At 62.0% G+C, this 21,275-nt stretch carries 14 protein-coding genes and 2 pseudogenes; 3 read left to right on the top strand and 13 right to left on the bottom strand.

Annotation, left to right across the window (positions count from 1 at the left end; translation table 11 throughout):
• The 3 genes and pseudogenes from JFT58_RS23870 to JFT58_RS23860 all read left to right on the top strand — a co-directional run.
• Window positions 1-864 (top strand): annotated as a pseudogene (locus JFT58_RS23870) (hypothetical protein); the annotation flags it as partial.
• A gap of 230 nt (window positions 865-1,094) precedes the next feature.
• Window positions 1,095-2,033: a DnaJ C-terminal domain-containing protein gene (locus JFT58_RS23865; RefSeq protein WP_034126393.1), complete on the top strand. Its 939-nt coding sequence runs from the start codon at window positions 1,095-1,097 to the stop codon at window positions 2,031-2,033.
• An 83-nt stretch (window positions 2,034-2,116) separates the two neighbouring features.
• Complete coding sequence (locus JFT58_RS23860; protein ID WP_054896377.1) at window positions 2,117-7,288, top strand: dermonecrotic toxin domain-containing protein; 5,172 nt, start codon at window positions 2,117-2,119, stop codon at window positions 7,286-7,288.
• Here JFT58_RS23860 and ureC read toward each other — a convergent pair.
• The 13 genes and pseudogenes from ureC to JFT58_RS23795 form a co-directional block, all read right to left on the bottom strand.
• Window positions 7,285-8,985, bottom strand: coding sequence for an urease subunit alpha (gene ureC / locus JFT58_RS23855; protein ID WP_054896378.1), 1,701 nt, complete (start codon window positions 8,983-8,985; stop codon window positions 7,285-7,287). The genes JFT58_RS23860 and ureC overlap by 4 nt on opposite strands.
• A gap of 173 nt (window positions 8,986-9,158) precedes the next feature.
• Window positions 9,159-9,461 (bottom strand): annotated as a pseudogene (locus JFT58_RS23850) (urease subunit beta); the annotation flags it as partial.
• Entirely contained in the window at window positions 9,458-9,991 is a 534-nt protein-coding gene (locus JFT58_RS23845; protein ID WP_054896380.1) for a GNAT family N-acetyltransferase, read from the bottom strand. The gene JFT58_RS23845 and the pseudogene JFT58_RS23850, both read right to left, overlap by 4 nt.
• A 5-nt stretch (window positions 9,992-9,996) precedes the next feature.
• On the bottom strand, window positions 9,997-10,509 hold the full coding sequence (locus tag JFT58_RS23840) for a GNAT family N-acetyltransferase (RefSeq protein ID WP_054896381.1): 513 nt from the start codon (window positions 10,507-10,509) through the stop codon (window positions 9,997-9,999).
• A 9-nt stretch (window positions 10,510-10,518) separates the two neighbouring features.
• Window positions 10,519-10,821 carry an urease subunit gamma gene (gene ureA / locus JFT58_RS23835; protein WP_003171437.1) on the bottom strand — a complete coding sequence of 101 codons (303 nt, stop codon included), beginning with the start codon at window positions 10,819-10,821 and terminating at the stop codon, window positions 10,519-10,521.
• A gap of 158 nt (window positions 10,822-10,979) precedes the next feature.
• Window positions 10,980-11,819, bottom strand: a complete 840-nt coding sequence (locus JFT58_RS23830) for an urease accessory protein UreD (RefSeq protein WP_054896382.1) — start codon at window positions 11,817-11,819, stop codon at window positions 10,980-10,982.
• 30 nt (window positions 11,820-11,849) lie between these two features.
• Window positions 11,850-12,548: an urea ABC transporter ATP-binding subunit UrtE gene (urtE, locus tag JFT58_RS23825; protein ID WP_054896383.1), complete on the bottom strand. Its 699-nt coding sequence runs from the start codon at window positions 12,546-12,548 to the stop codon at window positions 11,850-11,852.
• A 147-nt stretch (window positions 12,549-12,695) separates the two neighbouring features.
• Window positions 12,696-13,529: an urea ABC transporter ATP-binding protein UrtD gene (gene urtD / locus JFT58_RS23820; protein ID WP_014716710.1), complete on the bottom strand. Its 834-nt coding sequence runs from the start codon at window positions 13,527-13,529 to the stop codon at window positions 12,696-12,698.
• A complete protein-coding gene (urtC, locus tag JFT58_RS23815; protein WP_034126400.1) occupies window positions 13,526-14,593 on the bottom strand; it encodes an urea ABC transporter permease subunit UrtC in 1,068 nt (355 codons plus the stop codon). Before urtC ends, urtD begins: the two co-directional genes overlap by 4 nt.
• Window positions 14,593-16,095 carry an urea ABC transporter permease subunit UrtB gene (gene urtB / locus JFT58_RS23810; RefSeq protein ID WP_198834667.1) on the bottom strand — a complete coding sequence of 501 codons (1,503 nt, stop codon included), beginning with the start codon at window positions 16,093-16,095 and terminating at the stop codon, window positions 14,593-14,595. The genes urtC and urtB overlap by 1 nt, the downstream gene beginning before the upstream one ends.
• 166 nt (window positions 16,096-16,261) lie before the next feature.
• Entirely contained in the window at window positions 16,262-17,527 is a 1,266-nt protein-coding gene (gene urtA / locus JFT58_RS23805; RefSeq protein WP_003188149.1) for an urea ABC transporter substrate-binding protein, read from the bottom strand.
• A gap of 193 nt (window positions 17,528-17,720) precedes the next feature.
• Window positions 17,721-19,082, bottom strand: a complete 1,362-nt coding sequence (locus tag JFT58_RS23800) for a PepSY-associated TM helix domain-containing protein (protein ID WP_054896385.1) — start codon at window positions 19,080-19,082, stop codon at window positions 17,721-17,723.
• A gap of 118 nt (window positions 19,083-19,200) precedes the next feature.
• The gene (locus JFT58_RS23795; protein WP_054896386.1) at window positions 19,201-21,261 is read right to left on the bottom strand and encodes a TonB-dependent copper receptor; all 2,061 of its coding nucleotides are present in this window, start codon (window positions 21,259-21,261) and stop codon (window positions 19,201-19,203) included.
• Window positions 21,262-21,275: the final 14 nt, after the last annotated feature.

The following is a 21,275-nucleotide window of genomic DNA, read 5'->3' as shown; positions in this document are numbered from 1 at the left end:
AAGGGACAGGTCTGGAAGCGCAGGGGGTTGGCGGGTGGGATGAAGCCGCAGGGCTCCGACGATGAGTTTTTCGACGCGTCGGAGTCCATGCCGGTAACGCCCTACACGGCGGAGGAACTGCGCCATATGCGTCGCGATATCCACTTTACGGCCAGCCCCAATCGCATCGGCAGTTATAACCGTGCCAATAACGGCAAATACCCGCTCAGGGACTATCAAGGCCGGGCGATCCGCATTCGCGAATTGGAGCAAGCGGTCACGATAGATCCCGGTGTGCGCTACACCTCGGAGCAGATCAAGCCCTACATTCAATTTCAGGGCTATGAGCAGGTGGGCGCACGCTATGAAGAGAAACTCCAGCTACGTTCGTTTACGGCCCAGGACATGAAAGCGCCCGGTGAAAGCGCGTTGATAGGCCAGGCCACGGTGGTTGCCAACCGGCGTATCGCCAAGGGCGAGATCGTCGGCGTGTACGGCGGAACGGTATTGCCCATGGGGATCTTCGGACCCAGCGGGCAGACGTACACCATGAGGGTAGGAAGCAAGGAGGTCGCGCGGGGCAATACCCTGGTGGAAGAGCCGATCCACCTGTCGGGGGATAATATTATTTCCAGAATCAATACCCTCTTCGAGTATGACGCCCAGGGCAAACCGTTGCGCCAGGCCCCCAGTGGCTACAACGTTGAAGCGGTGGGCTTCAATGTCGAGGCAGACAGGTGGATGGGGGTAGGGGAGGGTGCGCGAACCAAACGCGAGAATTTGATACTGACGGCGGTATTTGCCACTGAAGACATTTCAGCGGGCGCCGAGCTGCGCATGGATTATCAGTACACTGAGGGGGCAATAAAAAACCTGTTTGCTTGATCCTACCCGAGTAAGTAAAGGGTCTGTCGTCGTAAATAGCCATATCCCATCTTGAAAGGGCGGGTTTTGCCCCAATCTTGTGGGCATATCCAGGCGGTACACAGTGATTGCACTGACCCTGTGTGCCGCCGATTAACTTATGACGCGCCCTGACATCAATTCCCAGGCTGCCAGCCATGGCGTGCCGTGTGGCGGGCTGCGCGATATCGATAACGGATGGTGATGCCCCCATGGATTTCAAAGACTACTACAAGATTCTCGGTGTCGAGCCCACGGCTGATGACAAAGAGATCAAGTCGGCTTATCGCAAGCTGGCGCGCAAATATCACCCGGACGTCAGCAAGGAAAAGGACGCCGAAGCCAAGTTCAAGGATGCGTCCGAGGCCTATGAAGCGCTTAAAAGCGCCGACAAGCGCGCCGAATACGACGAACTGCGCAAGTACGGCCAGCATGGCCAGCCGTTCCAGGGTCCACCGGGCTGGCAGAGCCGTGGCGGCTTTGGTGGTGGCCAGGACGCGGGCGACTTTTCGGACTTTTTCAGTTCGATCTTCGGCTCGCGTGGTGATGCTTTCGGTGGCGGCCAGCGCCGTCCTACCGGGCGCAAGGGCCAGGATGTGGAGATGCAGCTCACGGTCTCCCTGGAGGAAACCCTGTCCACTGAGTCCAAGCAGATCAGCTTCCAGGTGCCGCAATACGATGCCTCCGGTCGGCATGTGAGCAACACCACCAAAAGCCTGAACGTGAAGATCCCGGCCGGTGTGGCCGATGGCGAGCGCATTCGCCTCAAGGCCCAGGGCGCGCCTGGCATTGGCGGCGGGGCCAATGGTGATTTGTACCTGATCATCAAGTTTGCGCCCCACCCCAGGTTCGAGGTGGACGGCGAAAACCTGATCATCAACCTGCCGCTGGCACCCTGGGAGTTGGCGCTGGGCACGGAAGTGGCCGTGCCGACCCTCACCGGCAAGATCAACCTCAAGGTGCCTGCCGGTAGCCAGAACGGCCAGCGCATGCGTGCCAAGGGCCATGGTTTGCTGAACAAGGCCGGGCAACGTGGCTACCTGTTCATCCAGCTCAAGGCCGTCATGCCCAAGGCGGCGGATGATGAGGTCAAGGCATTGTGGGAGGCCCTGGCGCAAAAGGCTGCGTTCAACCCGCGCGAGCAGTTCTGAACGGGTCATTGATTTAGTTAGCGCCAGCCGCAAAAACGGCGTGCCTAGGATGACAACCTCTTCCAAGAAAAGGTTGTCATCCCATGCCGGACTTTCAGGTCACCGACCCCGTCACCCCGCTTCCTGGTGAGCAGGGCCAACATTACGAACTGATCAAACAGGCGATCCCTACTTGCCTGGTCAACAGTTCGCCCTCCCGTCGCAAGGCCCTCAAAGACACGCCGCCAGCCATTCCCCGCTGGTATGACGCTGCTTCCCAGGCGCACAAAGATCAGCTCAAAGTGTTGCTGGACGCCCGTTGCGAGTCGCTCAACGAACTGGAGAAAACCTTCAGTCACATACGCTCGGAGCAAGCGTTTGCCCAACCCTTGTTGGAAGCCAAGCTAAAGGCTATCGGCCACGAGCTGGACGTCAATCAAACCTGGTTGCGCCTGTATGTACCGGTCGAAGATGCCTTTGGCGTAAAGACCAGTGGCTTCAGGGTCAAAACGTTCTCCCTGCTGCACGCTGCCCTTGGCAACTTTGAGCAACGCGAGACTCGAGAGGGCTATTTCGACAGTGCCTCAGGTTTCATCACCCAACCGGACGTGCGCGATCATTTCGAGCGCCACACCACGACCCTGAAGATTCATGCGTTCACCCAGCTGTGCCGAGACCTGGACCTGGGCAAGCAGTACCAGGCTCACCTCAAGGCGCAGTTGAAACCTGACCACGCCGAGTCCCAGGCCGAACTGCGCGAGCGTTATGTCCGGCACCAGAAAGCCGCCTTCAAGGCGGCAGCGTACCTGGCGTTGCTCAAGGGCGACATTGGTGACAGCGACCACGCCTTGCTGATGCGTGTGGCGGCCGGGGAAAAACACATTCTCAGCGACGGCAAGCCCATCGTGTATCGCAGCCTGAGCCTGATGAACCTGCACCTGCATGATTGCCTGGTCATCGACGCTTGCGCCAAGCCTGGCTACACCTGCTGGGTCATCGTTTATATTCCCGATGACCCCGACCATCCCATCAAGCGCTATGACACCTTCAATGACTTCAGCACTGCATTGACCGAGCGCCTGAGCGCGAAAACCACCCAGGAAGCTGACCGCTCCCAAGGCTGGAGGGCTACGCCGAACCAGCATTTTTTTGCCCGGTTCGTTGCCGACAAAGACCGCGCCTACTACTACAAACGGCTGACCGAACTGGTGCTGGACGCACCTCCCCAGCCGTTTGGCGCACAGGCCTTGCGATCGGAATGGGGGCGCCTGCTCACTTCTCCGTCCTTTGCCACGCCTTCGACACTGGGCGAACCACATCCCTACGTGCGCGTGCATGCCACTGCCCCTGAATTCAACATTCGCGCCCACACCCTGACGGACCTATGGCAAGTTGCAGACCTGTGGACCTATCGCCTGGGCAGCCTGCGTGCCCGCCTGTTCGAGAATGCGCGGCATCGTGCGGTGAGCACCGCCGATGTCGATGAGGCCTCGCGCTCACTGCGCGCCGCGCATTACATGAGCATTGGCCTGTTCGGTCTCAACCTGGTGGCCATGGCGGTGCCACCGCTTGGCGTGCTGATGGCCGTGGCGATGGCCGGGCAAATGCTCTACGAAGTCATCGAAGGTGTCATCGAGCTGAGCGAAGGCGATCGCGAAGAGGGCTGGGCGCACATCACCGACGTGGTGGAAAACCTGGCGACGCTGGCGGTGCAGGCAGCCGTGGTGCACTTCACCGTGTCGCCGTTTATCGAGCAGCTCAAGGCCGTCACTCTCCCCAGTGGCAAGACTCGGCTGTGGAAACCCGACTTGTCGACCTATGAGCACACCGCGTCCCTACCTTCAGTGGCGGCGGATGAGCAAGGCCTGCACCGGCACAACGGCCAGACCGTGCTGCCATTGGAGGGTAAACGCTATGCCGTGCAACAAGACCCGCTGACCGAGCAATACCGCATCCTCCATCCCACGCGCGCCGAGGCCTATCAACCGATATTGAAGAGCAACGGCGCTGGCCTCTGGAACCATGAAGTGGAACGCCCGCACACCTGGGAAGGCGCCACGTTGATGCGGCGATTGGGCCCGGTGACGGAGGGCTTCAGTGATGCCGAGTTGGAGCAGGTGCGCAGCGTTGCGGCGGTGAGTGAGGACGTGCTGCGCCGCGTGCATGTGGAAGGCGAGCCGGTACCGGCGATCCTGCTCGACACCCTGCGCCAGTTCAGGGCGTATCGCGATGCGGTGAGCGTCGCCGAGGGTATTCGCCAGGGCTCGCTCAGCAGCGCACTGTGCAGCTATGCCGCATCCCTGGCGGTGGAGTTGCCTGGATGGCCAGCGAGCAAGGCGATCGAGGCATTTTCCGGCACCGAGTTGAGCGGGCCGTCGATCAAATACGGTAATCAGCAGGCTGCGGCGGCGGACACCGTGCAGGTCCACCGCGCCGAATTGATGAGCGGCCAGTTGCCCATACGCATTATCGAAGCGTTCAGCGAACCTCAGCGCGATGCTCTGGTGGGCAGTTACACCGCCCGCACACCCGAGGCGAGAACCGAGGCCCTGCAATTGAAACTCGAACAAAGGGCCATCGAGGTGCGCGAGCGGTTGATGAAGAGTATTTACGTCGAGCAGCAGCCACTCTCCGACACCGCGATTATGCTGATCCAGCGTGACTTCAGCGGTGTGCCGACGATTTTGGCGCGCGAAGTGCTGGCGGACGCGACGCCGACCGAGCGCGACACGATGAGCCGTGCCAAGCGCATTCCCCTGCGCCTCGCTGAAAAGGCGCGCCGGGCGCAGCAGCAAATGCGCCTGACCCTCGCGTATGAAGGCTTGTACCTCGATGCGTTGGCCGGCCCAGACACCGAAACCCTGGCCCTCCACACACTGCCGGCGCTGCCCGGCTGGTCGGACAATCTGCGCCTGGAAGTGCGCGAGGGTCGGTTTGAAGGCCCATTGCGTGCCAGTTTTGGCCCTCAGGAGGCGAGCAATCGCAAGGTCCTGGCACGTACGGAGGATGGACGTTATCAAGCCTTTGATGAGCGCGGTCAGGATCTGCATGGCCTCAATGGTTTCTATGGCGCCTTGCAGCACGCGTTGACCGACGCCCATCGCAACGCGATTGGCCTGCCCCATGTCGGCCAGGGTGAGCAATTGAAGGGGTTGATCCAGCAACATGCATTAGGCCGAGCACCGTTGCGCAAAGCCTTGGGCATGTCGCCGGAAAAGCTGCCGTTTTTTCGACCGCCGAGCGTGTTGCCGGGCGAGCGTCGCGGCTATCCATTGAGCGGGCGCGGTGGCACTGAGTGGGAAAAAATCACACGCGAGCGGGTCCGCAGCCTGTACCCGGAAATCACCCGGGACGAAATGCTCGCCCTGATCAACGAGCGCGGCGCGCTGGATCTGAGCTGGCTGCGTGCGTTGGAGCAAGAGTACAAGACCCTGCAGGCCACCTTGCACAACTGGTTGAGCACACCGCCCCAAGGCATGGAGGCGTTCGGTGACCAGCAACGCCAGGTGCTGAGGGCCAGGCGCAAGATTTATACGGCGCTGGATGACGCCTGGAGAAAGGTTGGCCCACGGCACTACGATCGAAATGGGCGCCTCTTGGGGCAGAAAATCGAATGGTTGGAAGAGGACCTGGCGCAGCAGCTCCGAACCTTGCCCGCACTGACTGCAAACTTCGACCATGTCAGCTACTTGGGCATTGTGGGAACCGAAGGCTCGCAGCTGACGGATGCGGATGTGCAGCCACTGCTCGCCAACTTTCGCGGTCTGCGTCAATTAGGGATCGAGGCCGCTCAACTGACACGCCTGCCGTCAGCCATCGAACAGATGCCGCATTTGCAGCGGTTGCATTTGGGCGGTAACAGTATTGTCCTTACGCCTGAAGACGTCTTGCGCTTGAAAGATCGGGTGCATCTCAAAGAGTTATTTTTGGAAATGAACCCACTCGGCTTGCCACCCGATGTCGGGCGCATGCCGCGCTTACATACCTTGCTGCTCAATGAAGCAAGCCTGGTGGAGTGGCCTAGCAGTGTGTTCCGTGTGCCCAGGCCGGAAGACTTCATTCTGGATATGCGGCAGAACCCGATAGCGCGGATTCCCGAGTTCGCGCCGGGCTCGGATAAGGCATTGATTGTGGCGAAAACCTTCCTCACCCGTGAAACGCTGACGCCTGAACTGCTTGCTCAATTCAAGCGGTACATCGAGGCTGCCGGCCGGGATCCGGATCGCCAATTGCCGAAAAGGGGCGCGCTCGACAGCGAGCGGTGGAAAACCGGTTATTCGGCGCAGGAATGGCCCTCCAGGCAGGTGTTATGGGACATGCTTGAAGGTTCGTTTGGCTCTGAGGGCTTTTTCAATGTTCTTCGTGCCGTCAGAAACTCCGGGGACTCGACACTCAGGGGCGGCGTATGGTTGCCGGAACTGACCGCCAAGGTCTGGCGCATACTTGAGGCGATGGGCGAAGACGCCGAATTGCGCGAGCAGTTGTTCCTGATGGCCCGGGACCCTGCGGCCTGCGTGGACGCCGGGGCGCAGTTGTTCAATTCGATGGGCGTTGCCGTGCTGCATTGGTCGGCGTACTTCAGCGAGGACGTGGCCTCCGTGCGCAAAACTGTCTTCAACCTGGCCAGGGGCAAGTGGCGGCTCGATGAGTTGGGCCGTATCGCCCATGAGCGCGTGTCCCAACTGCAGGATGACGGCGTCAAGTTTCCGGAGTACGACGCCAAAGGCGCACGCATCGATCATTACGATGCCCGCGGCAATTTGATCGCTGATATCGACGAAGTCGAGATCTACCTGGCGTACACAACGCCATTGGCAACCCGTCTGGACCTGCCCTGGCAATCGCGGAGCATGATGTTCCGCGAGGATTATGTGACGGCGCCCATGGTCGAGGAGGCATTCAACCGCGTACAGCTACTGGACCAAGGCGAGCTGCTGCGTGGCAACCTGCTGGAGCAACCGATGTGGACCGACTTTCTGCAGCGGGCTCATCCAGCTGACTACGCGTCGATTGCCGCAAAATTCGATGCACTGATTGACTATCAGGCCGCGCAGGAACAATGGGCCGCCGCAGCCAACCTCCCTGAGAGCGCGAGGCAGGCCCTGCGCCAAACCATCAGCCGGTCGGCTCAGCGCCTGGGCCGACCGGCTTCGCAAAGTGAACCGGGGCAGTTGATGTCCCAGCAAGACTACGATGGCACCTTTGGCCGCATCAATGCCGAACTGATCACCTTGAACCAGACACTGACCGATCAAGCGATCCGCGCCATCCTCTAGAACAGGAAGTACCGCTGGGCCATCGGCAACACCTCGGCCGGTTCGCACCACAGCAACTGACCGTCAGCCTTGACCTGATAGGTCTGTGGGTCCACCTCGATATCCGGCAGGTAATCGTTGTGGATCAGGTCGGTTTTCTGCACGTCGCGGCAACCTTTGACCACCGCGATCTGCTTCTTCAGGCCCAGGGCCTCGGGCAGTCCGGCCGCCTGCGCGGCCTGGCTGATAAACGTCAGGCTGGTGGCGTGCAGGGAGCTGCCGAAGCTGGCGAACATGGGGCGGTAATGCACCGGCTGCGGCGTCGGGATCGAGGCGTTGGCGTCGCCCATCAGGCTCGAAGCAATGGCGCCGCCCTTGAGGATCAGCGTGGGCTTGATGCCGAAAAACGCCGGGCGCCACAGCACCAGGTCGGCCCATTTGCCGACTTCGATGGAACCGACGATATGGCTGATACCGTGGGTGATCGCCGGGTTGATGGTGTACTTGGCGATGTAGCGTTTGGCGCGGAAGTTATCGTTGCCCACGCCGTCGCCCGGCAGGGGGCCACGCTGTTTTTTCATCTTGTCGGCGGTCTGCCAGGTGCGCGTGATCACTTCGCCGACACGGCCCATGGCCTGGCTGTCGGAGCTGATCATCGAGAACGCGCCGAGGTCGTGCAGGATGTCTTCGGCGGCGATGGTTTCGCGGCGGATGCGGCTTTCGGCGAAGGCCACGTCTTCGGCAATGCTTGGGTCCAGATGGTGACACACCATCAACATGTCCAGGTGTTCGTCGATGGTGTTACGCGTGAACGGCCGCGTCGGGTTGGTGGAGCTGGGCAGCACATTGGGGAAACCGCAGGCCTTGATGATGTCTGGTGCATGGCCGCCACCGGCACCTTCGGTGTGGTACGTGTGGATGGTGCGGCCTTTGAGCGCGGCGAGGGTGGTTTCGACAAAGCCCGACTCATTGAGGGTGTCACTGTGGATCGCCACCTGCACGTCGTAGGCATCAGCGACGCTCAGGCAGTTGTCGATGCTCGCGGGTGTGGTGCCCCAGTCTTCATGTAGCTTCAAGCCGATAGCACCGGCCTTGACCTGCTCGATCAGCGGCTCGGGCAAACTGGCGTTGCCCTTGCCGGTAAAGCCAATGTTCATCGGGAACGAATCGCTGGCCTGCAGCATCCGCGCAAGGTGCCACGGGCCGGAAGTGCAGGTGGTGGCGTTGGTGCCGGTGGCCGGCCCCGTGCCGCCGCCGATCATGGTGGTGACGCCGCTGGTCAGGGCCTCTTCGATCTGCTGTGGGCAAATGAAATGCACGTGGGAGTCGATGCCGCCGGCGGTGAGGATCATGCCTTCCCCGGCGATCACTTCGGTGCTCGCGCCGATGGCCATGGTCACGCCGGGCTGGATGTCCGGGTTGCCGGCTTTGCCAATCGCGTGGATGCGGCCATTCTTCAAGCCGACGTCGGCCTTGACGATGCCCCAGTGGTCGATGATCAATGCGTTGGTGATTAGTGTGTCGACCACTTCATGGGCGAGCAATTGGCTCTGGCCCTGGCCGTCACGGATCACCTTGCCGCCGCCGAATTTGACTTCTTCGCCATAGACGGTGAAGTCCTGCTCGACTTCGACGAACAGTTCGGTGTCGGCCAGGCGCACCTTGTCACCGACGGTGGGGCCGTACATGTCGGCGTAGGCTTGTCTGGATATCTTCATGGGTGTGTCCTCGATCGTTCCCACGTTCTGCGTGGGAATGCATCCTGTGACGCTCTGCGTCACGACGTAAAGAGCGGACGCAGAGCGTCCCTGGCGGCGTTCCCACGCGGAGCGTGGGAACGATCTAATTGCATTCCAACGGTGGGAGCTGGCTCGCCTGCGATGAGGCCCTCAAGGTCGCCCATGACTCGCCCTGCAAACCCAAATACCCGCCTTGCACCACTCAACTCCACCAACTCCACCTCCCGACGTTGCCCCGGCTCAAACCGCACCGCCGTGCCCGCCGGAATATTAAGGCGCATGCCACGGCTGGCCGCGCGGTCGAATTCCAGCGCGTCATTGGTCTCGAAAAAGTGGTAATGCGAGCCCACCTGGATCGGCCGGTCGCCGCTGTTGGCTACGCCGAGGATGAGGGTGCGGCGGCCGACATTCAGTTCGATCTCGCCAGGCTGGATCTGATATTCACCAGGAATCATGCAGGTTGCCCCAGGGTCTTGTAGTAGATGGCGGTCGGGCTGTAGCGCCCGTCCGGGCTTTGGCAGTAGTCGGGCAGCTCACCGAGCTTGGTGTAGCGCAGCGACTGATAAAAGGCTTCGGCGCCGGAGCCGGCCTCGGTGTCCAGGTACAGCAGGCCACGCTTGTGCTGGCGCGCGGCGAGTTCCAGGGTATTCATCAATTGCTGGCCCAGGCCATGGCGACGGGCGCTGCTGTGCACCAGCAACTTTTGCACCTCGGCGCGGTTCAGGCCGTTGGCTTTCTGGCACAACGCCAATTGCACGCTGGCGATCACCTGCTCGTCGCGCACCACTACCCACAGCAGCAGGCTGGTGTCCTCGACGCCGGCTTGCACGCCGGTCAGGTAGTCCCGGGCCTGGGCCTCATCGAAGTCGGCCATGAAGCCCACCGAAGCGCCGTGCTGCACCGCGTCCAGCAACAGCTCGATCAAGCCCCGGCGGTAATGGGCAAAGCTTTCAGCATTGACTCGACGCAGTTGTGCAGCGCTCATCGATCTCACTCCTGGGGCGGTTCGGCGCCCGGATTCAACGTCAGTTGCATAAAGGTCAGGTCCAGCCAGCGGCCGAACTTGATGCCCACTTGCGGCATTTGCCCGGTAGTCACGAAACCCAGGCGCTCATGCAGGCGGATCGAGGCCAGGTTGCCGCTTTCGATGGCGGCGACCATGACGTGCTTGCCGCAGCTGCGGGCGCGCTCGATCAGGGCCTGCATCAGGCGCGGGCCGAGGCCTTTGCCGCGCTGGTCATTGCGCACGTATACCGAGTGTTCGACGCTGTAGCGGAAGCCTTCGAAGGGGCGCCAGTCGCCGAATGAGGCGTAGCCGGTGACTTCGTCGTTGTCCACCGTGACCAGGATCGGGTACTGCTGGGCCTGGCGCGCACTGAACCAGGCCTGGCGGTTGGCCAGGTCCACCGGTTGCTCGTTCCAGATCGCCGTGGTGTTCAACACCGCGTCGTTGTAGATGGCGCGGATCGCCGGCAGGTCGTGTTCGGTTGCATCACGAATCATGGCTGCGCCTCAGGCAATGGGCTGGTGGACGGTGACCAGCTTGGTGCCGTCGGGGAACGTGGCTTCCACCTGGATATCCGGGATCATTTCCGGGATACCTTCCATAACCTGTTCGCGGCTGAGCAGGGTGGTGCCGTAGTGCATCAGGTCGGCCACCGTGCGGCCATCGCGGGCGCCTTCCATCAGGGCGGCGGAGATATAGGCGATGGTCTCCGGGTAGTTGAGCTTCACTCCGCGTGCCAGGCGCCGTTCGGCGACCAGGCCTGCGGTGAAGATCAGCAGTTTGTCTTTTTCCCGTGGGGTCAGGTCCATGGTTCAGTCCGTAGTAAGGCAGTTAAAAAGACGAGCGCTTACCCCTGTAGGAGCGAGCTTGCTCGCGAAAAACCCGAGGGCGCCGCGTGCATTCAGGATGCCCGCGTTATCGTTAACGATTTTCGCGAGCAAGCTCGCTCCTACAAAAGGGCGCATCTTCATGTGCTCCAGATTCTTGGTGCGACTGCTTCACGCCCAAACAGCGCCGGGCGTAAAAGCCGCCATAAATCAATCAACCACCCCCGCGCCAGCAGCGCTTCACTGGCCAAACAACGCGCCACCAGTAAGCCAGGCAATTGGGTCAAATCCCCGCGCACCGCATGGGGCAGTGAGCGGCATTGCTCAAGCAGTTCAGGGTCGATCTCGCCTGTCACCAGCAACGTGGCAAACACCGGTTGCCCATCCAGCCCGATAGGCGAATCCAGCAATCCATCGGCGCCCACAATGCGCTGGCGCTCATGCCAGAGCAACTGGCCGTCGCGGCGAATGTCCAGGTGCGATTGAAAGTGGCCAAGGTCGAACCGTTCGCCACTGGCCGGGCGGCCCAGAGCGACCACATCCCAGTAGAACAACCGCGCATCGCCCGACAGCTCCACTCGCGTGGTCAGTTCGGCCTGGGCGGCGCTGAATACGATGGTTTCCTGGGGCAGCCATTCCAGCGTCGCGCCGGCCTCGACGGTCAACTTGACGTGTTGAAACGCCGGGCCGCTGGCGCGGTACCACTTGGCGGCGCCGGGGCTGGTCAGTTGTGCCCAGGCACCCGTGCCCACATGGGCGCTGATGTCCAGGCGATCGCCACCGGCAATCCCGCCGGGCGGATGCACGATGATGTGCTGGCATACCTCGGGGCCTTCGGCGTACAGGTGTTTTTGCACCCGCAGCGGGCCAAGGTGGCGGCGCAGCACCGGGCGCGTGGTGTCATTGACACGCGCGTAGCCGAGTTCCAGCTCGGCGTGCCAGCTGGGCGTGAACAGGGCAGGGGTAACGGGCAGGTTCATGGCGTGTGCTTATCGTTAGGAGGCTACAGATTAGATGGTTACCAGCCCACGCACACCTTCGCGTTCCATATTTTCACCACGGCCCTGCTGCACGATTTCCCCACGGGACATCACCAGGTACTGGTCAGCCAGTTCAGCGGCAAAGTCATAGAACTGCTCCACCAACAGGATCGCCATATCGCCGCGCGCCGCGAGCTTCTTGATCACCGCGCCGATTTCCTTGATCACCGACGGCTGGATGCCTTCGGTGGGCTCATCGAGAATCAACAGGCGCGGGCGGCTCGCCAGGGCACGGCCAATCGCCAACTGTTGCTGCTGCCCGCCGGACAAGTCGCCGCCGCGTCGATGCTTCATTTGCAGCAACACCGGGAACAGTTCGTAGATGAAGGCCGGCACCTCTTTGGCTTCGGAACCGGGGAAACGCGACAGTCCCATCAGCAGGTTTTCTTCTACGGTCAGCCGCCCGAATATCTCCCGGCCCTGGGGCACGTAGGCGATGCCGGCATGTACGCGCTGGTGCGGCTTGAAACCGGTGATGGCCTTGCCTTCCCAGTTCACTGCGCCCTCCTTGGCCGGCAGCAGGCCCATCAGGCACTTGAGCAGGGTGGTCTTGCCCACGCCGTTACGCCCGAGCAGGCAGGTGACTTCGCCGATCTTCACGTCAAAAGACAGCCCACGCAGGATGTGGCTACCGCCGTAGTACTGGTGCAGCTTGTCGATTTGCAGCATGTTCGATTCTCCTCAATGATCGTTCCCACGCTCTGCGTGGGAATGCTTCCCGTGACGCTCTGCGTCACCGTTGCTCAGCGGGACGCGGAGCGTCCAACTTGGCATTCCCACGCGGAGCGTGGGAACGATCAGCCGTTCGTGTCAGCGTTAGCGGCCGAGGTAAACCTCGATCACCCGCTCGTTTTCCTGCACCTGTTCCAGCGACCCTTCGGCCAGCACGCTGCCCTGGTGCAACACCGTCACGTGGTCGGCAATCGAGCCGACAAACCCCATGTCATGTTCCACAACCATCAACGAGTGCTTGCCGGCCAGGCGCTTGAACAGCTCGGCGGTGAATTCGGTTTCGGCATCGGTCATGCCTGCTACCGGTTCATCCAGCAGCAACAGTTGCGGGTCTTGCATCAGCAACATACCGATTTCCAGGAACTGCTTCTGGCCGTGGGACAGCAAGCCGGCGGGGCGATGCACCGAGGCGGTGAGGCGGATGGTGTCGAGCACTTCCTCGATGCGGTCCTTCTGTTCCCCGTTCAGGCGCGCACGCAGGCTGGCCCACACCGACTTGTCGGTCTTCTGCGCCAGCTCGAGGTTTTCGAACACGCTGAGGGCTTCGAACACCGTGGGCTTCTGGAACTTGCGCCCGATGCCGGCCTGGGCGATCTGCACTTCGCTCATGCGGGTCAGGTCCAGGGTCTCGCCAAACCAGGCCTTGCCGTGGCTGGGCCGGGTCTTGCCGGTGATCACGTCCATCAGCGTGGTCTTGCCCGCGCCGTTGGGGCCGATGATGCAGCGCAATTCGCCAACACCGATGTACAGGTTCAGGTCGTTGAGGGCCTTGAAACCGTCGAAGCTGACGCTGATATCTTCCAGGGTCAGAATGGTGCCGTGCCGGGTGTTGAGCCCTTTGCCCGCGACCTGGCCGATGCCAATCGCATCGCGGCCGCTGCCTGCGTCGAAAATAGGTTCAAGCATGACGTTCCTCATTTCTTCAGCAGGCCGATAACGCCCTTGGGCAGGTACAGGGTGACGATGATGAACAGCGCGCCCAGGAAGAACAGCCAGTACTCGGGGAAGGCCACGGTGAACCAGCTCTTCATGCCATTGACCACACCAGCGCCGAGCAACGGCCCGATCAACGTGCCACGCCCGCCCAGCGCTACCCACACGGCGGCTTCGATGGAGTTGGTCGGTGACATTTCGCTGGGGTTGATGATGCCCACCTGCGGCACATACAGCGCACCGGCAAGCCCGCACAACACTGCGCTCAACACCCACACGAACAGCTTGAAACCGCGTGGGTCGTAGCCGCAGAACATCAGGCGGTTCTCGGCATCGCGCAGGGCGGTGAGCACGCGGCCGAACTTGCTTTTCGCCAGGCGCCAGCCGATGTAGAGGCTGGCCACCAGCAACAGCACCGTGGCGAAAAACAACACCGCCCGGGTGCCAGGTTCAGTGATGCCAAAACCTAAGATGCTGCGGAAGTTGGTAAAGCCGTTGTTGCCGCCGAACCCGGTCTCGTTGCGAAAGAACAACAGCATCCCCGCGAACGTCAGGGCCTGGGTCATGATCGAGAAATACACGCCCTTGATCCGCGAGCGGAAGGCGAAGAAACCGAACACCAAGGCCAGCACACCGGGGGCCAGTACCACCAGGCACAACGCCCACAGGAAGTGGTCGGTGCCGGCCCAGTACCAGGGCAATTCGGTCCAGGACAAAAAGGTCATGAACGCCGGCAACTCGCTGCCTGCCGCCTGGCGCATCAAGTACATGCCCATGGCGTAGCCGCCCAGGGCGAAGAACAAACCGTGGCCCAGGGACAACATCCCGGCGTAACCCCACACCAGGTCCAGCGCCAGGGCGACGATGGCGTAACAGAGAATTTTGCCCACCAGGGTCAAGGTGTAGGCCGACACATGCAGCGGGTTGTCGGCAGACAAGAGTGAACACAGGGGCAAGGCCAGCAGCAGGAGCAGGATGACTGCACCGACTGCAATCGTGACTTTGGGGCCGGCCTTTTGCGTGGCCGTAAGCATCAATGGCTGGTTCATCAGTCGATCACCCGTCCTTTCAGTGCGAAGAGTCCTTGCGGGCGTTTCTGGATAAACAGAATGATCAGCGCGAGGATCAGGATCTTGCCGAGCACGGCGCCGACCTGGGGTTCGAGGATTTTGTTGGCTATTCCTAAGCCAAAGGCGGCCATGACACTGCCGGCCAACTGGCCGACGCCGCCGAGCACCACCACCAGGAACGAGTCGATGATGTAGCTCTGGCCCAGGTCCGGGCCGACGTTGCCGATCTGGCTCAGCGCCACGCCGCCCAAACCTGCGATACCGGAGCCGAGGCCAAAGGCGAGCATGTCCACGCGCCCGGTGGGCACGCCGCAGCAGGCGGCCATGTTGCGGTTCTGGGTGACGGCGCGCACGTTCAGACCCAGGCGCGTCTTGTTCAGCAGCAGCCAAGTGAGCACCACCACGAACAGCGCAAAGGCGATGATCACGATGCGGTTGTACGGCAGCACCAGATTGGGCAGTACCTGGATGCCGCCAGACAGCCAGGCCGGGTTAGACACTTCGACGTTCTGCGCACCGAACACCAGGCGCACCAGCTGGATCAGCATCAGGCTGATGCCCCAGGTGGCGAGTAGGGTTTCCAGGGGGCGGCCATACAAGTGACGAATGACTGTGCGTTCCAGCGCCATGCCGATGGCCGCGGTGACAAAAAACGCCACCGGCAATGCGATCAACGGGTAGAACTCGATGGCCTGGGGCACATAGCGCTGCATCATCAATTGCACCACATAGGTGGAGTAGGCGCCGAGCATCAGCATCTCGCCGTGGGCCATGTTGATCACGCCGAGCAGGCCGAAGGTGATCGCCAGGCCCAGGGCCGCCAGCAGCAGGATCGAGCCCAGGGACATGCCGCTGAACGCCTGGCCGAGGATCTCACCCATCATCAGTTTGCGTTTGACCTGGGCCAGGCTGGTCTCAGCGGCGGTGTGTACGGCGGCGTCGGCTTCCACGCCTGGCGCCAGCAGCGCCTCTAGGCGCGTGCGGGCCAGCGGGTCGCCGGTGCTGCCGAGCAAGCGCACGGCCGCCAGGCGCACCACCGGGTCGGGGTCGACCAGTTGCAGGTTGGCCAGGGCCAGGCTGAGGGCGCTGTGCACCTGCTCATCCGTCTCGGCGGCGACCTGCTGGTCGAGGAATTTAAGTTGTGCAGGCACCGCGCTTTTTTGCAGGGTGCGCGCTGCGTCCAGGCGCACCTTGGGGTCGGCGGCGAGCAGTTGCTGGCTGGCTTGCACGTTATTGATCAAACCGCGCAGGCGGTTGTTCAGGCGCACGGTCTTGGTTTCACCGTTGAGTGTGAGTTGGCCTTGCTCAAGGGCATCCACCAACTCGATACGCGTTGGGTCGGGTTGGGCGGCCCAGTCCTGCAGGAGTTTGGCTTGCTGCACCGGGTTGGCGGCAAGGAAGTCTTCGGCGTCGCTGGCGTGTGCGCCAAAGGGCAGCAACAACAGCAGGGCGAGGATGAGGCGGTGGAGGGCAGTGGGCATATAAAAATGTCCTGGTCATGCGGGGACAGTGTGGGAGCAGGCTGTGTGTAAGAGCTGGCTTGCCTGCGATGGCATCGCTGCGGTGTGTCAGGCACACCGAGTTGTTTGCATCGCAGGCAAGCCAGCTCCCACAGTGACCATGTCCCACATTCGAGCCGTGGGGGCGTTAGTTGCTCTTCACGGCATAGTCCGGTTTTTTGTCATTGCCCGGAATGTAAGGGCTCCACGGCTGTGCACGAATCGGCGCTTCGGTCTGCCACACCACCGAGAACTGCCCGTCGGCCTGGATCTCACCGATCATCACCGGCTTGTGCAGGTGGTGGTTGGTCTTGTCCATGGTCAGGGTGAAGCCCGACGGCGCAGCGAAGGTCTGGCCGCCCAGGGCTTCACGCACCTTGTCGACGTCGGTGGACTTGGCTTTTTCCGCCGCCTGCGCCCACATATGGATGCCCACATAGGTGGCTTCCATCGGGTCGTTGGTCACGGCTTTGTCGGCGCCCGGCAGGTTGTGTTTCTTGGCGTAGGCTTTCCAGTCGGCCACGAACTTCTGGTTCACCGGGTTTTCCACCGACTGGAAGTAGTTCCAGGCCGCGAGGTTGCCTACCAGCGGCTTGGTGTCGATGCCGCGCAGTTCTTCTTCACCCACCGAGAACGCCACCACCGGTACCTCGGTGGCTTTCAAGCCCTGGTTGGCCAGTTCTTTGTAGAAGGGCACGTTGGAGTCGCCGTTCACGGTGGAGACCACCGCGGTCTTGCCACCGGCGGAGAACTTCTTGATGTTGGCGACGATGGTCTGGTAATCGGCGTGGCCGAACGGGGTGTAGACCTCCTCGATGTCTTTATCCGCCACGCCTTTGGAATGCAGGAACGAGCGCAGGATCTTGTTGGTGGTGCGCGGGTACACGTAGTCGGTGCCGAGCAGGAAGAAACGCTTGGCGCTGCCGCCTTCTTCGCTCATCAGGTATTCCACCGCCGGGATCGCCTGCTGGTTCGGGGCCGCACCGGTATAGAACACGTTGGGCGACATCTCTTCGCCTTCGTACTGCACCGGGTAGAACAGCAAGCCGTTGAGTTCTTCGAACACCGGCAGTACGGATTTACGCGACACCGAGGTCCAGCAGCCGAACACCACGGCCACCTTGTCCTGGGTCAACAGTTGCCGACCTTTCTCGGCGAACAGCGGCCAGTTGGACGCCGGGTCCACCACCACCGGTTCGAGCATCTTGCCGTTCACCCCGCCCTTGGCGTTGATCTCGTCGATGGTCATCAGCGCCATGTCTTTGAGCGAGGTTTCGGAGATCGCCATGGTCCCGGACAGCGAGTGCAGGATGCCGACCTTGATGGTCTCGGCGGCCTGGACGGTCCAGGTCAAACCCATGGCGGCAATGGATGCCGACAAAGTGAAAGCCTTGATCAAGCTGCGACGCTTCATGGTGCGATCTCCGTGTACCGATAATTGTTGTGGGGCAGATACACAGGGCTTTGCAAAGGCTGTGCCTGCTACGCCAGACACGGATTACCGGCGGGTTCGTGAGGTAAAGCCGCTCCGTGGCGCACCAGGTTGGCGCCACGGAGGCCGTTGAGTGCACGGCAGGCTTCAAAAGAGGGCGTTGCGCGACAATGCTTCAGGCGGTTGCGCTGATGCGTGACAGCAACAAGCGATCCAGCGCCCACACCAGGACCAACGAAGCCCCTACCAACGGAAAAATGATCGCCAGCCCGAGCATGATCGCCATCGCGGTTTTCCACTTGGGCAGGTCATGGCGCAGCGGCGGTACACCTAGCCCGCCTTGTGGCCGGCGCTTCCACCAGATCACCACGCCGCTGACCGCGCTGAGCAGAATCATCAGGCAGATCAACAGCACGATCAGTTGGTTGACCCAGCCGAACATCTTGCCCTCGTGCAGCATCACGCCGGTTTCGGTGGCGCGTGCGACCAGGTTGTAATGATCCCAACGTACATCGGCCAGGACCTTGCCGGTGTACTGGTCCACGTGCAGGGTGGCGTCGTTGCGCGGGTCGTCGGCGAACACCGCGACGGTGAATACACCAGTGGCGGTGGTGGGGAAGGTAATGCTGTAGCCGGGCTCGACCTTGCGTGCGTTGGCCAGGTCGACCACCTGTTGCAGACGCACCGTGGGTGCGGCCGGGCCTGCGTGCATTGCGCCGTGATTCATATGCTCGGCGTGGTCGCCGGACATTGGCATCGGCGTGTTTTCCAGGGCCCAGGGCACGGTCTGCTGGGTGGCGGTGTTGAGCACACGGGCCTGCTGGTCGGACTGCGGCACGCTGTTCCACATCGCGGCTGGGAAGGTGTTCCACAGGTCGGCGTATTGCTTGCCCCAGAACCCGGTCCAGGTCATGCCGCTGAGCAGCATCACCAGCAGGAACGCCGCGCCCCAGAAGCCGGCGACAGCGTGCAGGTCACGCCAGAACACCCGACCACGGGTATTGAAGCGAGGCCACAGAATGCCTGCAGATGACTTGCCCCGCGGCCACCACAGGTACAGGCCGGACACCACCAGCATCACGCCCCAGCCGGCGGCGAGTTCGATCAGGCGATCGCCGACGGTGCCGATCATCAGTTCGCCGTGCAGGGCGCGGACGATGGCTTGCAGGTTGTTGTTTGCGTCCTGCTCACCGAGGACGGTACCGCGATAGGGGTCGATGAACACCGTCACTTCGTGGGCGCCGTTGCGCATCACGAACTGCGCGCTGCGAGTGGCATCGGCAGGGGGCAGGTATTTGCTGATCGCGGCGTGGGGGTAGGCGGCCTGGGCGCGCTGCAGTTGCTCGTCGGCGCTCAGCGCGTGTTCGGCGGCGGGCACGGTGAGCAGGTGGCCGTACATCAGCGGGTCGAGCTGGGGTTTGAACAGGTAGATGCCGCCGGTGAGGGCCAGCAGCACCATGAAGGGGGCGACGAAGAGGCCGGCGTAAAAGTGCCAGCGCCAGGCCAGGTTATAGAAGGAAATTTTTTGTGTGGTCATCGGGTGCTCCGCATAAGGCTTTTGATTTTTCTTGGTCTGTTACACCGCCATCGCAGGCAAGCCAGCTCCCACAGGGGACTGTAATCCACCTGTGGGCGCAGGCTTGCCTGCGACGCTTTTAGAAGCTCATGTCCACCTTGGTCCAGAGCGTACGCCCCGGCTCCTTGATGGCCTGCGGGTCGTTGGCTGGGTAACCGAAGCCTGCGTTACCGGCCAGATTCAGATGCTCGGCATAAGCCTTGCCGAACAGGTTGTCGACCCCGGTGCTGACCTTGAAGTGCTTGTTGACGCGGTATGCCGCGTTCAGCGAGAACACGCCGAAGCCGCCACTCTTGTCGTAGTCCTTGCCGACCACGTTGCCTTTGTTTGGATCGATACGGTGTTGCGCCGCGACCACCCTCCACAACGCACCAGCGCTCCAATCGTCTTCGCTGTAGGTCAGGCCCAGGCGCGTGTCCAGCGGTGGCATTTGTGGCAGGGCCTTGCCGTCGCTGCTGTTCTTGCCCCAGGCATAGGCGAGGCTGGCGTCGGCTTTCCAGTGTTGGCTCAGCTTGTACGCTGCGCCCACTTCGCCGCCCATGATACGTGCGTCCACATTGCGCGCCTGGGAGGTGGTGCCCATCATGCCGGGCCTGTAGTCAAACAGGATGAAGTCGCGCACCTGGCCGACATAGCCCGACACCCAGGCTTCCAGGTCGGCGCTCTTGTACTGGGCACCGAAGTCGAGCTGAGTGGTTTTCTCGGGCTTCACGCCGTCGAAGGCATTCACCGAGCCGGCCGCGCCGGTGTTGGGGGAGAACAGTTCCCAGTAATCCGGGAAACGTTCCGCGTGGCCCAGGCCGGCATACAGCGTGGTGGGGCTGTCCGCCAGGTCGTGCTCATAACGCACAAAGCCCGAGGGCAATGTATCGGCGCGGGTGTCGCCGGCGGTCGGGTTCGGGCGCGACATCATTCCCGAGCCGGTGCGTTGACGGAAGTCCTTGGCCGAGGCGCGGTCCAAGCGCGCGCCGGTGATCAGGCGATCGTTGTCGGCGGCGTACCAGGTCAGTTCGCCGAACACACCGTAGTTGTGGAAATTGGCGTCCTTGTTGCGCGGCAAATCCTTATACGTGTCGATGCCCATGCTGCTGCGCGCACGGTGTTCATTGGTCTGCGCATCTAGGCCGCTGATCAATTGCACATCCGCCCAGCGCCAGGTGGCCTTGATGCGTGCGCCAAGGGTGCGGCGGTCGACGTTGGACGCCATGGGGCCCGCCATCATGCCGGTGCCCGAAGGGACACGCAGGCTGTAGTTGTCCATCACATGGTCGGCGTAGTTGTAGTAGACCTGGGCCTCGACCTTATCCAGCACCTCGCCGATATTGGATTTCTCGAAACGCAGCCCCAGGCTTTCGCGCAGGAACTGCGAGCCGTCCATGCCGCGACCGGCGTAGCGCGCTTCACCATCGCCACGCCCGGCGGTGAGTTCCAGCAGGGTGTCGGCGTCGGGCGTGAAGCCCACAGCCACGTCACCGTTCCACTTGTCATAGCGCGAGGCGACGGTGTCGTTGTTGCCGTCCTTGTAATCGTCGGCGTGGGCCTGGTTGCCGATCACGCGCACATAGCCCAATGGGCCGCCGGCAGCAGCATCGATGACCTTGTCGAAACGCCCGTTGGAACCGGCCAATACGCTGGCGTTGACCCGCGTGCCCAGCTCGCCGAACTGCTCGGGTTCACGGTCGAACAGGATGGTGCCCGCTGACGCGCCCGGGCCCCAGAGCACGGTTTGCGGGCCTTTGATCACGGTGAGCTTGTCGTAGGTTTCCGGCGAAATATACGAAGTTGGCGCATCCATGCGGCCCGGGCACGCGCCGAGCATCATGCCGCCGTTGGTGAGGATATTCAGGCGCGAGCCGAACATGCCGCGCAGCACCGGGTCGCCGTTGGTGCCGCCGTTGCGCACCAGGGCGAAGCCGGGGATGGTCTTGAGGTAGTCGCCACCATCGCTGGCGGGCACCGGTTGGCGAGGGTCTTTGGGGTTGGTGACCACGGTCAGCGGTGAGCTGGGGGCGATCGCGGTGATGACGGTAGGGCTCAGCTCATGCTCGTCGGCGTGAGCGTGGGCAGCCAATAGTGCGCCGCATAAGGCAGTGAGCAGGGCAGTACTTCCCAAACGGGTGTCAGCAGAAAACCTGGACATGACAAATTCCATCA

Source organism: Pseudomonas sp. MF6767, from assembly GCF_016405475.1.
In the GTDB taxonomy this organism is placed as follows: domain Bacteria; phylum Pseudomonadota; class Gammaproteobacteria; order Pseudomonadales; family Pseudomonadaceae; genus Aquipseudomonas; species Aquipseudomonas paracarnis.
This window is presented reverse-complemented; position numbering and strand designations above follow the sequence as displayed.

Excerpts from the sequence above, each read along its gene's own strand:
- JFT58_RS23865 (WP_034126393.1), top strand. The coding sequence starts at position 1,095 with ATGGATTTCAAAGACTACTACAAGATTCTCGGTGTCGAGCCCACGGCT.
- JFT58_RS23860 (WP_054896377.1), top strand. The coding sequence starts at position 2,117 with ATGCCGGACTTTCAGGTCACCGACCCCGTCACCCCGCTTCCTGGTGAG.
- ureC (WP_054896378.1), bottom strand. The coding sequence starts at position 8,985 with ATGAAGATATCCAGACAAGCCTACGCCGACATGTACGGCCCCACCGTC.
- JFT58_RS23845 (WP_054896380.1), bottom strand. The coding sequence starts at position 9,991 with ATGAGCGCTGCACAACTGCGTCGAGTCAATGCTGAAAGCTTTGCCCAT.
- JFT58_RS23840 (WP_054896381.1), bottom strand. The coding sequence starts at position 10,509 with ATGATTCGTGATGCAACCGAACACGACCTGCCGGCGATCCGCGCCATC.
- ureA (WP_003171437.1), bottom strand. The coding sequence starts at position 10,821 with ATGGACCTGACCCCACGGGAAAAAGACAAACTGCTGATCTTCACCGCA.
- JFT58_RS23830 (WP_054896382.1), bottom strand. The coding sequence starts at position 11,819 with ATGAACCTGCCCGTTACCCCTGCCCTGTTCACGCCCAGCTGGCACGCC.
- urtE (WP_054896383.1), bottom strand. The coding sequence starts at position 12,548 with ATGCTGCAAATCGACAAGCTGCACCAGTACTACGGCGGTAGCCACATC.
- urtD (WP_014716710.1), bottom strand. The coding sequence starts at position 13,529 with ATGAGGAACGTCATGCTTGAACCTATTTTCGACGCAGGCAGCGGCCGC.
- urtC (WP_034126400.1), bottom strand. The coding sequence starts at position 14,593 with ATGAACCAGCCATTGATGCTTACGGCCACGCAAAAGGCCGGCCCCAAA.
- urtB (WP_198834667.1), bottom strand. The coding sequence starts at position 16,095 with ATGCCCACTGCCCTCCACCGCCTCATCCTCGCCCTGCTGTTGTTGCTG.
- urtA (WP_003188149.1), bottom strand. The coding sequence starts at position 17,527 with ATGAAGCGTCGCAGCTTGATCAAGGCTTTCACTTTGTCGGCATCCATT.
- JFT58_RS23800 (WP_054896385.1), bottom strand. The coding sequence starts at position 19,082 with ATGACCACACAAAAAATTTCCTTCTATAACCTGGCCTGGCGCTGGCAC.
- JFT58_RS23795 (WP_054896386.1), bottom strand. The coding sequence starts at position 21,261 with ATGTCCAGGTTTTCTGCTGACACCCGTTTGGGAAGTACTGCCCTGCTC.